The sequence below is a fragment of the Bradyrhizobium sp. SZCCHNS3052 genome (genome assembly GCF_032484495.1).
Lineage (GTDB): Bacteria > Pseudomonadota > Alphaproteobacteria > Rhizobiales > Xanthobacteraceae > Bradyrhizobium.
Genome location: NZ_JAUETB010000005.1, coordinates 128,306 through 142,862, shown reverse-complemented (window position 1 = coordinate 142,862; position 14,557 = coordinate 128,306). Strand labels below are relative to the sequence as shown.

At 65.9% G+C, this 14,557-nt stretch carries 13 protein-coding genes; 8 read left to right on the top strand and 5 right to left on the bottom strand.

What is annotated here, in order from left to right:
- The first annotated feature begins 105 nt into the window (after window positions 1–105).
- Window positions 106–270 carry a Flp family type IVb pilin gene (locus QX073_RS18635; protein ID WP_315713419.1) on the top strand — a complete coding sequence of 55 codons (165 nt, stop codon included), beginning with the start codon at window positions 106–108 and terminating at the stop codon, window positions 268–270.
- Between the two features lie 175 nt (window positions 271–445).
- Here the strand turns inward: QX073_RS18635 and QX073_RS18630 are convergent, their stop codons facing one another.
- Entirely contained in the window at window positions 446–2,047 is a 1,602-nt protein-coding gene (locus tag QX073_RS18630) for an NAD(P)/FAD-dependent oxidoreductase (protein WP_316226148.1), read from the bottom strand.
- Between the two features lie 200 nt (window positions 2,048–2,247).
- Here QX073_RS18630 and QX073_RS18625 point away from each other — a divergent pair, with 200 nt between their 5' ends.
- The 4 genes from QX073_RS18625 to QX073_RS18610 all read left to right on the top strand — a co-directional run bounded on the left by QX073_RS18625 (window position 2,248) and on the right by QX073_RS18610 (window position 8,540).
- Complete coding sequence (locus QX073_RS18625) at window positions 2,248–4,527, top strand: fused MFS/spermidine synthase (RefSeq protein WP_316226147.1); 2,280 nt, start codon at window positions 2,248–2,250, stop codon at window positions 4,525–4,527.
- Window positions 4,528–5,032: 505 nt separating this feature from the next.
- Window positions 5,033–5,986, top strand: a complete 954-nt coding sequence (locus tag QX073_RS18620) for a sugar-binding protein (RefSeq protein ID WP_315713416.1) — start codon at window positions 5,033–5,035, stop codon at window positions 5,984–5,986.
- Between the two features lie 13 nt (window positions 5,987–5,999).
- Window positions 6,000–7,502: a sugar ABC transporter ATP-binding protein gene (locus tag QX073_RS18615; RefSeq protein ID WP_316226146.1), complete on the top strand. Its 1,503-nt coding sequence runs from the start codon at window positions 6,000–6,002 to the stop codon at window positions 7,500–7,502.
- A 12-nt stretch (window positions 7,503–7,514) separates the two neighbouring features.
- On the top strand, window positions 7,515–8,540 hold the full coding sequence (locus tag QX073_RS18610; protein WP_315752444.1) for an ABC transporter permease: 1,026 nt from the start codon (window positions 7,515–7,517) through the stop codon (window positions 8,538–8,540).
- 53 nt (window positions 8,541–8,593) lie between these two features.
- Here the strand turns inward: QX073_RS18610 and QX073_RS18605 are convergent, their stop codons facing one another.
- Window positions 8,594–9,382, bottom strand: coding sequence for a L,D-transpeptidase (locus tag QX073_RS18605; protein ID WP_315713413.1), 789 nt, complete (start codon window positions 9,380–9,382; stop codon window positions 8,594–8,596).
- A gap of 317 nt (window positions 9,383–9,699) precedes the next feature.
- On the opposite strand from QX073_RS18605, the gene QX073_RS18600 reads away from it, so the two are divergent.
- The gene (locus QX073_RS18600) at window positions 9,700–10,050 is read left to right on the top strand and encodes a hypothetical protein (RefSeq protein ID WP_316165961.1); all 351 of its coding nucleotides are present in this window, start codon (window positions 9,700–9,702) and stop codon (window positions 10,048–10,050) included.
- A 14-nt stretch (window positions 10,051–10,064) separates the two neighbouring features.
- Here QX073_RS18600 and QX073_RS18595 read toward each other — a convergent pair whose 3' ends face one another.
- Together QX073_RS18595 and QX073_RS18590 are read right to left on the bottom strand one after the other, a co-directional pair.
- Complete coding sequence (locus tag QX073_RS18595; RefSeq protein ID WP_315713411.1) at window positions 10,065–10,826, bottom strand: ABC transporter permease; 762 nt, start codon at window positions 10,824–10,826, stop codon at window positions 10,065–10,067.
- Window positions 10,823–11,743: an ABC transporter ATP-binding protein gene (locus QX073_RS18590; protein WP_315752447.1), complete on the bottom strand. Its 921-nt coding sequence runs from the start codon at window positions 11,741–11,743 to the stop codon at window positions 10,823–10,825. The genes QX073_RS18595 and QX073_RS18590 overlap by 4 nt, the downstream gene beginning before the upstream one ends.
- 283 nt (window positions 11,744–12,026) lie before the next feature.
- Between QX073_RS18590 and QX073_RS18585 the strand changes: the two genes are divergently transcribed.
- Both QX073_RS18585 and QX073_RS18580 read left to right on the top strand, forming a co-directional pair.
- The gene (locus QX073_RS18585) at window positions 12,027–12,758 is read left to right on the top strand and encodes a hypothetical protein (protein ID WP_410052375.1); all 732 of its coding nucleotides are present in this window, start codon (window positions 12,027–12,029) and stop codon (window positions 12,756–12,758) included.
- Between the two features lie 119 nt (window positions 12,759–12,877).
- A complete protein-coding gene (locus QX073_RS18580) occupies window positions 12,878–13,924 on the top strand; it encodes an alpha/beta fold hydrolase (protein WP_315752448.1) in 1,047 nt (348 codons plus the stop codon).
- Between the two features lie 5 nt (window positions 13,925–13,929).
- Here the strand turns inward: QX073_RS18580 and QX073_RS18575 are convergent, their stop codons facing one another.
- On the bottom strand, window positions 13,930–14,553 hold the full coding sequence (locus tag QX073_RS18575; protein ID WP_315752449.1) for an isoprenylcysteine carboxylmethyltransferase family protein: 624 nt from the start codon (window positions 14,551–14,553) through the stop codon (window positions 13,930–13,932).
- Window positions 14,554–14,557: the final 4 nt, after the last annotated feature.

The following is a 14,557-nucleotide window of genomic DNA, read 5'->3' as shown; positions in this document are numbered from 1 at the left end:
AACTTGAACTGGGGGCATTATCCCGACTTTAGGGTCCTGGCCCCTAATTTTCCCGTCATGGGAACCGGATGATCCTCGGTTCCTGGGTTGGGAAACGAGGTTCAGATGAAGTCCATTCTGTCGAAGTTCTTGCGTGATGAATCCGGCGCCACCGCCATCGAATACGGCCTGATTGCAGCGGGCATCTCGCTGGCGATCATTGCCGCCGTCAACGGCCTGGGCAGCTCGCTCAGCAGCAAGTTCGAATCGATCAACACGTCGCTGAAGTAATCCGACCGCCGCGGCGTCCTCGAAGAACCGGGCCTCAGCGCCCGGTTTTTCTGCTCTTGAGAGGGCGTATCGAACGCCGGGTCCACAGCATATCCACACGGCCGTGCACTGCTTCTTTGGCGGTTGATCCACCGCTTGTCCACAGGGGTGTGCCGCGCCTTTCCACCCCTTATCCTCAGCCGAACAACGCGCGATGGTCCGCCAGGATCGCCTGGGCCGCATTGTGGCCGGGGGCGCCGGTGACGCCGCCACCGGGGTGGCTGCCCGAGCCGCAATGGTAGAGCCCCTTCAGCGGCGAGCGATAGTCGGCGTGACCGAGCATGGGGCGGGCCGAGAACAACTGGTTCAAGGTCAGCGCGCCGTGGAAGATGTCGCCACCGATCAGCCCGAACTGGCGTTCGAGGTCGAGCGGTGACAGCACCTGCCGGCCGAGCACGCTGGCCGCAAAGCCCGGCGCATAGCGGTCGACGGTCGCGATCATCAGGTCGGCGACCTCGTCGCGATGATTGTCCCAGGAGCGGCCGTCCGGCAGCTCGGGCGCGACATGCTGGCAGAACAGGCTGGCGACGTGCCGGCCCGCGGGCGCCAGCGTCGGGTCGAGCGTGGAGGGGATCAGCAGTTCGACCACGGGATCGCGGCTCCAGCCATGCGCCCGCGCGTCGAGATAGGCCTGGTCCATGTAGCCGAGGCTCGAGCCAAGGATGATTCCCGCGGACAGATGGTCGCCTTCGCCCGGCAGCGCGCTGAACGAGGGCAGCCGGTCGAGCGCCACGTTCATGCGGAACGTGCCCGAACCGCAGCGCCAGTTCCGGATGCGGCTCAGGAACGGCTCGGGCACGGCACCGGCCGGCACCAGGCGCGTATACAGCAGCTTCGGGTTCACGTTGGCGACGACATGGCGGGCGCGGATGGTGCGGCCATCCTCGAGCACGATGCCGACCGCGCGGTCGCGCTCGACGATCACCTCGCGCACGCCGGCCTCGACCTCGACCAGCGTTCCCAGCTCTTTCAGGCACCCGGCCATCGCCTGCGTGATCGCGCCCATCCCGCCGATCGCATGGCCCCAGACGCCCTTCTTGCCGTTCACCTCGCCGAAGGCGTGATGCAGCATCACATAGGCCGAGCCGGCAGCGTAGGGGCTGGCATAGTTGCCGACGATGGCATCGAAGCCGAACAGCGCCTTCACCAGGTCGGTCTCGAAGATCTCGTCGAGCATCTCGCCGGCCGAGCGCGTGAAAAGGTCGAGCAGGTCGCGCTGCTGCTCCAGCGACAGTGCGCGCAGGGTGTTGGCGGTGCCGAGCGCGTTGAACGCCTCGCGGATCGCCGACAGCCCGAACTGGGCGACCAGATTCGGTGGCGCCCGCAGCACGAGGCTGCGAAGCACATCCGCGATCGCCTCGAGCCGGGCCGAGAACGGGCCGATCGCGTCGGCGTCGCGCTGGCTCAGCCGCGCAACCGAAGCCAGCGTGCGACCCTCGCCCGTCAGCAGATAGCGACCGTCCGGCGAGGGCAGGAAGTTCTGCGCCCGGCGCTCGACGATCTCGAGCCCGTGCTCGAGCAGCTTCAGGTCGGAGATGACGCGCGGATTGAGCAGGCTCACCGTGTAGGACGCGACGGAGTTGCGGAAGCCCGGATGAAACTCCTCGGTCACCGCAGCGCCGCCGACCACCTTGCGACGCTCGACCACATGCACCCGCAGGCCCGCCATGGCGAGATAGGCCGCACAGGTCAGGCCGTTGTGGCCCGCGCCGATGATGATGGCGTCGGTTTCATTCATGTCAGCTTCAAGAAGCCCTGTTTAATGGCCCGCACCGGGAACCTCGGCTGGTGCTGTCGCGCCGGAAGGCTGCGACGTCAAGGAAAACTCCATTTTGCCTCAGCTGCTCGCCATACCGCCCTGCGATCCGCTATGTCTCGTCTGCTCATCGCGGTCCGGCCTCGGCATCTGATGCCGGCCGCGCTGCTGCCGGAGTTGTCATGACCTCAATCGCCTCGCCCGCCGCCGTCGCTCAGCCCTCCGCCGCACGCAACCGGCTGGTGCTCATCGTCTATACCGCCGCCATTTTCGTCAGCGCGCTGCTGTTGTTCTCGGTGCAGCCGCTGTTCACCAAGATGGTGCTGCCGCGACTCGGCGGCTCGCCGGCGGTGTGGTCGGTGGCGATGGTGTTCTTCCAGACCCTGCTGCTGGCGGGCTACGCCTATGCGCATTTTCTCACCCAGCTGCGCAGCCGGGTGCTGCCGATCGCGATTCATCTGCTGCTGCTCGGTTTCGCCATCCTGGGCTTGCCGCTGTCGATCGCGAGTAGCTGGGGCGATCCGCCGACCTCGGGCTACGGGCTGTGGCTGCTCGGCCTGTTCACCGTGTCGATCGGCCTGCCGTTCTTCGCGCTCGCCGCCAACAATCCGCTGCTGCAGGCGTGGTTCGTGCGCACGGGTCATCCGGCCGCGCCCGACCCGTATTTCCTCTATGCGTCGTCGAACATCGGCAGCTTTCTGGCGCTGCTGTCCTATCCTCTGCTGATCGAGCCGATCTTCAGCCTGCGCATGCAGAACCTGATCTGGACCGGTGGCTATGGCCTCCTGATCGCGCTGATCGCCGGCTGCGGCGTCCTGCTGCTGCGGTCGCCCGTGATCGTGACGAGCCTGCTGCAGACCGAGGAGAGCCATGCGCCGGCGCCACGCTGGCTGCTGCGCCTGCGCTGGATCTTCCTGGCCGCAGTGCCTTCCGGCCTGCTGATCGCGGTGACCGCGCACATCTCCACCGACGTCGCGGCCGCCCCCTTGCTATGGGTGCTGCCGCTGTCGCTCTATTTGCTGACCTGGGTGCTGGTGTTCCAGTCGAGGCCGCTGCTGCCGCACAAATGGATGCTGGCGCTGCAGCCGCTGGCGATCGCCGGCGTCGTCGTGCTGCTCGCCTTCGGCGGCGAGCAGAATCTCGCGCTCACGCTCGGCGGTCACCAGCTCTGCTTCTTCATCATCGCCATGGCCTGCCATGGCGAGCTCGCGCGCACGCGCCCGCCGGCCAAATATCTCACCGGCTTCTATGTCGCGCTGTCGTTCGGTGGCATGGTCGGCGGCCTGTTCGCCGGCTTGATCGCCCCCTTCACCTTCTCATGGGTTGCCGAATATCCGATCCTGCTGGCGCTGGCGGCGCTGTGCCGGCCCGCGGCCAACGAGCGCTTGCCCGGGATCACGCGCTGGTACTGGCTCCCGCTCGCGGTCATCGCCGTCGCGCTGCTGGTGCCCGCCGGCATGACCGGCAAGGTCACGACCTATCTCGAGGACCACCGCGTCTATGTCGCGGGCGCCGTGGGTGTGCTCGCAGCGCTGCTCGCTCTGCTGCTGAACGGTGGCCGCTGGAAGGTGTTCGCGACGGCCGCGCTCGCGCTCGTCCTGATCCGCGCCTATCCGGCCGATGACGGCCGCGTCGAGACGGTGCGCAGCTTCTTCGGTGTGCACAAGATCGTGGTGACATCGGACGGGCACTACCACGTGCTGATGCACGGCACGACCATTCACGGCGCGCAGAAATATCTCAACGCCGATGGCTCCAAGGTGACGGGGCGGCCCGAGCCGATCACCTACTATCACAAGGACGGCGGCATCGGCCGCGCCATCACCGCGATCCGGGAGCGCAAGGGCGCGCCGCTCAAGGTCGCCGTCATCGGCGTCGGCGCCGGCACGCTCACATGCGCAGCCGAGCCTGGCGAGAGCTGGAAATTCTTCGAGATCGATCAGACCATGGTCGACACCGCCAGCGACACGAAATATTTCAGCTACATCAGGAACTGCGCGCCGGACATCAAGCCCGTCATCGGCGATGCCCGGCTGACCTTTGCCAAGGAGCCGGACGGCGCCTACGATCTGATCATCGTCGACGCCTATTCCTCGGATGCGATTCCGATCCATCTGGCGACGGAGGAGGCGATGGCGATCTACAAGGCGAAGCTGGCGCCGCAGGGCGCCGTCGTGATGCACGTCTCCAATCGCCATCTGGAGCTGGAGAGCGTCGTCGTCGGCATCGCCGACGCCAACGACCTGAAGAGCTGGGTCTACAACGAGGACTCCGGCCGCGACGACGAGTACATCTTCTCCACCGACGTCGTCATCAGCGCGCGCGAGGACGCCGACGTCGGCAAGCTGGCCTCCTCGGACAAGTGGACCGAAACTGAGCCGACCGACGGCGAACGGGTCTGGACCGACGATTATTCGAACATTCTCGGCGCGGTGTATCGGCGGCTTCGCGACGGCGAGTAACAGGGCACTGCCGCCGTTCGACGTCGCCGGGCCTGGATCGCCGTGATGATGGCGTCTGCGCCCAAAGAGGTGCGCGCCTCGTCAGCGGCGGGCCTCGGTTGCATTGCCGCATCGATTTCTCGAGCGTCTGATCGCCGACTTTGCTGTACCGCATCGCAAAACGCAGTGGTTTCGCGCTTTCTGCGCGGGCCTCTGTTGCGTGCCCGTCATGACCATGCTACCTTGAGGTGCGCCCCTCATTTGAGGTCGGTACTTTGCGCGTCTTCGAATGGGGGGTTGGGGCACGCACGCGCAGTCGAGCTGGATCGCAAACTGAGCGGTGAGGGACCGGTCTGGTCGTCTTGCCCTGAGCGAACGATCGCGCGGACGCTGTCCAGATCGAGGTGCTGTTCGTCCGGGCGGAGCCAGCGGTTCGGACGAGAGACGACTGTTCGCGACTAGATATCGTTCGACTACCAAATGCCGGCCGCATCAAAGCAGGCCGGCTTCACATGGGAGGGGTTCAATGAAGCGTCTTTGGATTGCCGGTGCGTCTGCCTTGTTGTCGATGGCGCTCGGTCTCGGCTCCGCGGGAGCCGCGGACAAGAAGGTCCTCGCCTTCGTCGTCAACGGTGCCTCCGACTTCTGGAAGATCGCCGAGGCCGGCGTGAAGAAGGCGCAGGGCGAGCTGCCCAATTACAACCTGCAGCTCAAATATCCCGAGCAGGCGGCAGCCGCCGTGCAGCAGCGGATGCTGGATGACCTCGTCGCGGCCGGGGCCGCCGGAATCATGGTGAGCGCCGTCGATCCGAAGAACCAGACTGAGCACCTGAACAAGATTGCCGCACAGACGGTGCTCTTCACCACCGACAGCGACGCCCCGCAATCCAAACGCATCGCCTATATCGGCTCCTCCAATACCGAGCTCGGCAAGGATGCCGGCAAGCTGATGCTGAAGGCGCTCCCGAACGGCGGCAAATGTGTCGGCTTCGTCGGCCTGCTCGGGGCTGACAACGCTCGCGAGCGCATCGAAGGCGTGAAGGAGACCATCAAGGGATCGAAGGTCGAACTGGTCGACGTGCGCGGCGACGAGATCGACCAGACCCGGGCCAAGCGCAATGTCGAGGACATCCTGGCAGCGATGCCGGACGTGAGCTGCCTGGTCGGCTTCTATTCCTACAACACCCCGCGCATCTATGAGGTGCTGAAGGAGGCCGGCAAGCTCGGCAAGATCAAGATCATCGGCTTCGACGAGGATCCGATCACGCTCGGCGGCGTCAAGGACGGCGCGATCGAGGGCACCGTCGTGCAGCAGCCGTTCGAGTGGGGCTATCAGGGCATGAAGCTGATGGCGAAGGTCGTTGAGGGCGACAAGTCGGGCGTGCCGGCGAACGGCATCATCATCGTGCCCGGCAAGGTGATCGAGAAGTCGAACGTCGACGACTTCATGGCGCAGATGAAGCAGATGCTGAAGAAGTAGCGCGACGGCCGGCGTGCGCGAGCCCTTCCTCGAGCTGATCGACATCGGCAAGACCTATCCTGGCGTGGTCGCGCTCGACCACGCCAGCCTGTCGGTCGCGCCCGGCGAGGTGATCGCCCTGGTCGGCGAGAACGGCGCCGGCAAGTCGACCTTGATGCGCGTGCTCGGCGGCGTCGTCGAGCCGAGCAGCGGCACGATCCGGATCGATGGCACGGCGCGGACCAGCTACACGGTGGCGGACGCGATCGCGTCCGGCATCGCCTTCGTCCACCAGGAGCTGAACCTGTTCGACAATCTCGATGTCGCAGGCAACGTCTTCATCGGCCGCGAGCCGGTCTATGGCGGTCCGCTGCGGCTGATCGACCGGGCGACGCTGCGAGCCAGGGTGCGCCCGCTGATCGCGCGCCTCGGGGCCGATTTCGAGCCGGAGACGCCGCTTGCCGAGCTGTCTTTGGCGCAGCGCCAGCTGGTCGAGATCATGAAGGCTTTGTCGCTCGATGCGCGCTGCGTGATCATGGACGAGCCGACCTCCAGCCTGACGCTGTCGGAAACCGAGCGGCTGATGCAGGTCATCGCCGGCCTGAAGGCGGGCGGGGTCAGCGTCATCTTCATCACGCATCGCTTGAACGAAGTCATGCAATGCGCCGATCGCGCGATCGTGCTGCGCGACGGCCGTATGGTTGGCGCGCTCACGCGGGACGAGCTCAGTCCTGCCGCGATGATCCGGCTGATGATCGGCCGGGACCTGCGGTCGCTCTACGTGCCGCCGGCCGCGCCGCCCGGCGATGCCGTGCTCGACGTGGTGGAGGCCGTGACCGCGACCTATCCCAACCAGGCCGTCAGCCTGCAGCTCCGGCGCGGCGAGATCCTCGGGCTTGCAGGTCTCGTCGGCTCCGGCCGCACCGAGCTCGCGCGCGGCATCTTCGGCGTCGAGCCGCTGCTGGCCGGGGGCATCAGCCTGGAGGGCGAGCCGATCCGCATCTCGACGCCGCGCGCGGCGATCGATCGCGGCATCTATCTCATCCCGGAAGACCGCAAGGCCTGCGGCCTGCTGCTCGACCTGTCGATCGCCGAGAACATCTCGCTGCCGGATCTCGCCTCCTATCTCAGCTTTGGACTTGTCGACATCAGGCGTGAGACCGAGAATGCCGACCGGCAGCGCGAACGGCTCAAGATCCGGGCGTCCGACGTCAAGGTCTCGGTCGGCACCTTGTCCGGCGGCAACCAGCAGAAGGTCGTGCTCGCCAAATGGCTGTCGATGCGGCCAAAGGTCTTGATCTTCGACGAGCCGACCCGGGGCATCGATGTCGGCGCCAAGCAGGAGATCTACGACATGCTGCGGCGGCTGGCGGATTCCGGCGTCGCGATCCTGATGATCTCGAGCGACATGGAGGAGGTGATCGGGGCGAGCGACCGGATCGCCGTGATGCATGAAGGCATGATTTCGGGCTTCCTGGCCCGCAACGAGTTCAGCGAGCACAACGTGCTTCAGCTCGCCGTCGGCCATACCGTCTGAGCGAGGGCGCCCGTGCAGAAAAAAGATCTCAGCCTGCTGATCCTGATCCTGGTGGTCGGCGCCGTCGTCGCCTTCATCAACCCGCGCTTCCTGCTGGTCGGCAACCTCTCCAATACCGCCAACCAGGTCGGCATGTTCGGAATCTTCTCGATCGCCGAGGCCTTCGTCATCATCGTTGGCGGCATCGAGCTCGCCGTGGGCTCGGTGATCGCGTTGCTCGGCGTGCTGTTCATCGACCTCATCGTCAACCGGGACGTCGACTGGGTCGCCGCCTTGTTCCTCATCCTCGCCGGCGGCGTCGCCATCGGCATGGTCCACGGCACGCTGGTGACCAAGATGCGCATCCAGCCCTTCGTGGTGACCCTGTGCGGACTTTTGATCTATCGCGGCGCGGCCCGTTATTACACCGAGGATGCCACGGCCGGCTTCGGCTACGGCGCGAGCTTCCCGGCGCTGGAATGGCTGGCCGCCGGCCGCACCGATGTCCTCGGCTTTCCACTGCCGCATAGCGTCGTGGCGCTCGCCATCGTGGCCGGCATCGCCTGGCTGGTGCTGCACCGCTCGGTGTACGGCCGCTATTTCTACGCGGTCGGCAAGAACGAGGAGGCGGCGCGCTACTCCGGCATCCGGTCCGATCGGGTGACGATCGCGGCCTATGTGATCTGCGGCGCCCTGACGGCGCTCGCCGCGGTCCTGCTGGCGATGTACACCCGCTCGATCTCGCCGGCGGTACACGGCTCGTTCTACGAGCTCTATGCGATCGCCGCAGCGGTGCTCGGGGGCTGTTCGCTGCGCGGCGGCGAGGGCTCGGTCATCGGCGTCGTGCTCGGCACGATCCTGCTGCAGATGCTGCAGAACCTGGTCAATCTGCTGGGCATCCCGAGCTCGCTCAATTTCGCCGTGATGGGCACGGTGATCCTGATCGGCGTGCTGGCCGATCAGTATTTCGTGCAGCGGCGCGCGCGCATGCCGACGGCCCGCGGGCAGGCCAGCGCCGATCGTGCGTCCGCCTCGCTCGAGCGGGTCAACGCCGAGTGAGGAGGCGCCGATGCGCTGCGTAACAGCGCCCGGCCGCGAGGATCAATGCGCGATCAGTCCTGATAGGTGTAGTAGCCGCGCGGCTGATAATAAGAGCGCGGCTGGTAATAGCGCGGCTGCGCGTAGCTCGGATTGCCGTTTTGGTAATCGTACTGCTGCTGCTGCGGATAGGCCTGGGCGTCATAGACGCGCCGGGCCGTGCCGCGCGGCGCCGGATAACGCACGCCGTTGTCGCTGCCGTCGGCGGGATAGATGTAGCCGTCATCGGGCCGCTGCTGCGGAACGACCTGGCGTCCGGGCAGCATCTGTGGCTGCGGCGTCAGCACGACCGGCTCGCCACTGTCGTCATACTGCTGCGGCACGTCGCGGCGGGCAACAGCGGTGCCGCGGCGTGGATTGCGCGCCAGCGCCACCTCGGCCGAGCCGGTCAGGGTCACCGTGGTGTTGAGCACGCCGTCCTTTTGCACCAGGTCGTAGAGCGTCGTGGCATTCGCCTTCGACAGCCGGACGCAGCCGTGAGACGCGGGGGTGCCGAGCCGGCCCTCCGAATCCGTGCCGTGAATCGCGTGACCGACCTTCGTGAAGAAGATCGAATGCGGCATCGGTGCGTCGTCGAATTCCTTGGAAAAATGATCGGCCTCCATGCGGAAGGCGCGGAACGAGCCATTCGGCGTTTCCCGTGAGGGAATGCCGGTCGAGACTGGCCATCGATAGCGCTCGACGCCATCGACGGCGACCGTCATGATCTGGCTGTTCTTGTCGACCGTGATGTCGATCTTGGCCAGAGCCGGCGTGGCCGACAGAAAGGCGAAGCCGGCAACTGCAAAAAGGATGGTACGCATCTAACCTCTGGCCTCCAGGGCCCTCGACTGTGGAGAGACCTCAAAACGGGACTTTAACGCCCAGGTCATCGCCTCGGCCTGCACTATGTCGGAATTGCCGGCTTTGTTCCAGCCGAGGGCAGCCTCAACCTTAATGTCGGGCAGGACCAGGACAAAGGCTCCCCGCGTTCATCGGCGCTGACATTTTCGCGACCGCGGATGGTCTTTCATTCCGGCGTTTTGGGACCTCTCTAATCGGTGCAATTCGTCACGACCGCGCAACTTTTTGGCCGCATCCGCGTTTCAAGGATTCCCCCATGCGGTTCCCAGGACTCAAAATGTTGACGATGAAGGCCAAGACGGCGGTGCTCGATGATCGCGCGCCGCAGAAGCTGACCTACCTGCTGGCTGCGCTCGCGCTGGTCGTCCTGGCGCTGGCCTGGCTGGCGCTGCCGCAATTCGCCCATGCCCAGGGCATCATCCGTGGCGCCCATGAAGGGGCCCACGAAGGCAACCGCATCGCCGGTCCGGTGGGCGGCGTCGTCGGCGGCGCGGTCGGTGCCGGCGTCGGCGGAGCCGTGGGCGCCGTCGAAGGCGTGCTCGGCATTCCGCACCGCTCCTATTACCACCGGCACTATCACTGCCGGGGATACCGCGACGGCTACGGCCGCTTCCACTGCTACCGCTGAGTTGAGGCGCCGGCTCAATGCTTGAGCCGGTAGCCCGTCTTGAAGATCCACCAGATGATCGTCATGCAGATCGCCAGGAACAGCAGCGTCACGCCGACGCTGATTTCCACCCTGACGTCGGCGATCTCGTAGAAGCTCCAGCGAAAGCCCGAGATCAGGTAGACCACCGGGTTGAGCAGCGCGATCGAATGCCAGGTCGGCGGCAGCATGTTGACCGAGTAGAAGCTGCCGCCGAGGAACGTGAGCGGCGTCACTACCAGCATCGGGACCATCTGCAGCTTCTCGAAGCCGTCGGCCCAGATGCCGATGATGAAGCCGAACAGGCTGAAGGTCACGGCCGTCAGCACCAGGAACGACAGCATCCACACCGGATGCTGGATGTGCAGCGGCACGAACAGCCCGGCGGTCGCGAGGATGATCAGCCCGAGAATGATGGATTTCGTCGCGGCCGCGCCGACATAGCCGAGCACGATCTCGAAATGCGAGATCGGCGCCGAGAGGATCTCGTAGATCGTGCCGATGAATTTCGGGAAGTAGATCCCGAACGAGGCGTTGGAGATGCTCTGGGTCAACACCGACAGCATCACGAGGCCGGGCACGATGAAGGTGCCGTAGCTGACGCCCTCGACGTGGCTGATGCGCGAGCCGATCGCGGCGCCGAACACGACGAAGTAGAGCGACGTCGACACGACGGGCGACACGATGCTCTGCAGCAGCGTGCGCCAGGTGCGCGCCATTTCGAACTTGTAGATTGCGGCGACCGCGCGAAAATTCATTGCCGCACCAGGCTCACGAAGATGTCTTCAAGGGATGATTGCTTGGTCTCGAGATCGACGAAGCGGATGCCGGCGGTCCTGAGATCGCCGAGCAGGCTGGTGATGCCGGTGCGCTCGCCCTTGGTATCGTAGTCATAGGCGAGCCGCCAGCCGTCGTCCGACAGCGCCAGATGATAGGGCGCGAGCGTCTCGGGGATGGTCTCGATCCGGTGTTGCAGATGCAGGCTCAGCCGCTTCCGGCCGAGCTTCGCCATCAGCTTGGCCTTGTCCTCGACCAGCACGATCTCGCCCTTGTTGATGACGCCGACGCGATCGGCCATCTCCTCGGCTTCCTCGATGTAGTGCGTGGTGAGAATGATGGTCACGCCGGCGGCCTTCAGCTCGCGCACGACGTCCCACATGCCCTTGCGCAGCTCGACGTCGACGCCCGCGGTCGGCTCGTCCAGGAACAGCACCTGCGGCTCGTGCGAGAGCGCCTTCGCGATCATCACGCGGCGCTTCATGCCGCCGGAGAGCGTGATGATCTTGGCGTCCTTCTTGTCCCAGAGCGACAGGTCCTTGAGGATCTTCTCGATCAGGGCGGGGTTCTTCGGCTTGCCGAACAGCCCCCGGCTGAAGCTGACCGTGGCCCATACGGTCTCGAACGAATCGGTGTGCAGCTCCTGCGGCACCAGCCCGATCAGCGCCCGTGCGGCACGGTAGTCGCGGTTGATGTCGTGGCCGCCGACCGCGACCTTGCCCGCGGACGCATTGACGATGCCGCAGATGATGCTGATCAGAGTCGTCTTGCCCGCGCCGTTGGGCCCGAGCAGCGCGAAGATCTCGCCCCGCTCGATCGCGAGATCGACATTGTTGAGCGAGGTGAAGCCCGAGGAATAGGTCTTCGACAGGCCGGTAACGGAAATGACGGGAGCCATCACGGGGATTCGATGCGAGGGATTCGAAAAGAGCGGGGGAGCTGCGCGGAGGAGGGGGCGCAGGCGAAGCGCTCAGATAGGGACGGCGATGCGTTCGCGCAATCGTGCGCGCCGCCCTCGATCATGTCGCTTGTTGGGCTTTTCCGTGGCCGATATGGCTGAGTGTTGCCGCTCAGCCACGTCTGAGGAGGAACGCCGCCTTGCGATGTCCGACGATGTTGCGTCCGCGAGCATCTTGGGTACGGTCGCGCCGTCTCGACATTTCCGCCGCGGAGAAGGACCGATGACGGCACGCGCCAGCACCGTTCGACCCACCTTCAAGCGCAGCCTCTCGGCGCGCTGCTTTGGCATGGTGGCGCTGGCCGTTGCGCTGGCTCTGCCGCTCGGCACCGGATCGGTCCGGGCGGCGCCGAGCCCGGCGGCCGCAACCGCCGCCAGCACCACGCATGTCTATCTGCTGCGCGGTGTGCTCAACATCTTCTCGCTCGGGCTCGACGACATCGCCGCCAAGCTGGATTCGCAGGGCATTCCGAACACGGTCGCCAATTTCGTGTCGTGGTCGTCGCTCGCCGACGAAGCGGCGGCCGCCTATCGCGCCGGCCGGATCAAGACCATCATCCTGGTGGGCCATTCCTCCGGCGCGACCGCGCTGCCGGACATGATCAACAAGCTCGGCCAGCTCGGGGTGCCGGTGAAGCTCGCGATCGGGCTCGATTCGGTGTTCAAGACCAAGCTCGTCGGCGGCAACGCCGAGCGCTACATCAATTTCTACATCGCCAGCGGTGCCGGCGAGCCGGTCCGCCGCGACGACGGCTTCCGCGGCAAGCTCGAGAATGTCGACGTCCAGTCGGTTCCCGGTGTCGGCCACGTCACGATCGAGAAGAACCAGATCATGCAGCAGAAGGTGATCGGTGCCATCGATGGCGTGGTGTTCGGCGGCCGCGGCCGCCCGGCGGCGCCGCCGACGCGCATGGCCGCGCCGCAGCGCGCGGCCAACGTGACCGGCTACCGGTAGTCGGCGGCCGCGCCACGGGGCGCGCGCCCCAAAATGCTCCCATTCGGCGGCGACAAACGGTATGGCAGGGGGGATATGACCCTGCTTGATCTCAGCCGAGAGCTTTCCCGGGAGCGCGAATGACCAGCGTGGCGCGAATCGCGAAGCGGTGGCTCGGTCCAGCCAAGGTGGCTGCCGGCAGGAGACTGCTCGCGATCCTCGTCACCGCACCTTTGCTCGCGGGACTTGCCGCCCCAAGCATCTCGCGGGCCGCCCAGCCCGGCGCTGCGTCCGCCCCCGCGCCGACCAGATCCGCCAAGGCATCCCCGGCAGCAACCCCCGCGGCGATCCGCGCCGTACCGACTGCGCCGCCCGAGATCAGCCAGCCGCTGCCGCCGCCGCGGGTGTACCTGTTCCGCGGCGCGCTCGGGCCGCTGTTCTCGACCGGGATGGATCGTCTGGCCGAAAAGATCGAGCAGGCCGGCTACCGGGCCAGTGTCTATGAATTCACGCTGTGCGACCTGATCGCGCTCCAGGTGGCCAAGAACTACCGCCAGGAGCCGGGCCCGATCGTGCTGATCGGCCATTCGATGGGCGGGCTGTGCAGCGTCCGCATCGCGATCACGCTGCAGGAGCAGAACATCCCGGTTGCCCTCGTCGTCACCGTCGATCCGGCGCATGCGACCAAGAGCGTGCCGCCCAACGTGCAGCGCTTCATCAACCTGTTCCTGTCCGACAACATTCTCGGCGGCGGCGACGTCAAGCCGGAGCCCGGCTTTCGCGGTCACTACGCCAGTTTCGACATGAAGGATCATGATGAGGTCACGCACATCAACATCGACAAGATGGAGGACGTGCACGCCCAATTGGTCACCATGATCAGCCAATTGTCGCAGACCTCGGCGACCGCCGACGCGGACCCGGTGCCGCTGCGCTACTTGGTGCCGCCGAAAGCCTCCGTGGAGCTGTGGGACAGCGGCACTGCTCTGGCGGTACGGCCGGGCGAGACCCTGGACCAGATCGCCACCAATTATCACGTTCCGCTCTGGGCGCTCCAGCAATCCAACCGCGGCCTCGCCACCCAGCCGTTGGTCCCCGGCCAGCGCATCATCCTGCCGCGCCACCTGCTGCCGCAGGCGGCAAACCAGTCGCCGCAGCCGCCTTCGGAAGCCCAGGCCAGACGCTGAGCGCTCTAGCCCGGCGGCAGGAACGGAATGATCATCGGCACGCGCTGCCGGTAGGTGACGTAATCCGGCCCGAGCTCCTGCGCGAGGAAGACCTCTTCCATCTTTGCCTTCCAGGCCATCCCGAGCGAGATCAGGACGGCGCCCAGCACGGCGGTCACCGTGCCCACCGCGATGCCGGTGGCGATCATGCCGAGGATCAGCCCGGTATAGATGGGGTGACGGACCATGCCGTAGGGGCCGGTGTCGATGACCTTGTGGCCTTCCTTGTGGGTGATCGCGTTGGACCAGAAGCGACCGAGATGGATGCGCGCCCACCAGGTGAAGGCGATGCCGGCCAGGGTGACGACGGTCAGCAGGTAGACGCCGGTCTCACCGGGAGTCCAGAACGGCTTCTCGCCGAGCAGGCGCGAGGTCCACGGCGTGAACAGGATGCCGCCGAGCACGATCAGCGCGTGATAGCGGCTGGTCTTGATCACCGTCACATGCTTGCGGGTCTGCCCCGACCAGAACGAGGCGCCGACCCAGCTCGCGAGCCAGATCAGCCAGATGATGGCCAGCAGCGAGGTGGGCCAGGTGGTGGTCCATCCGCTGAACGCAAACGACGAGATGGGGCTGGCATCGCCGGACATGTGT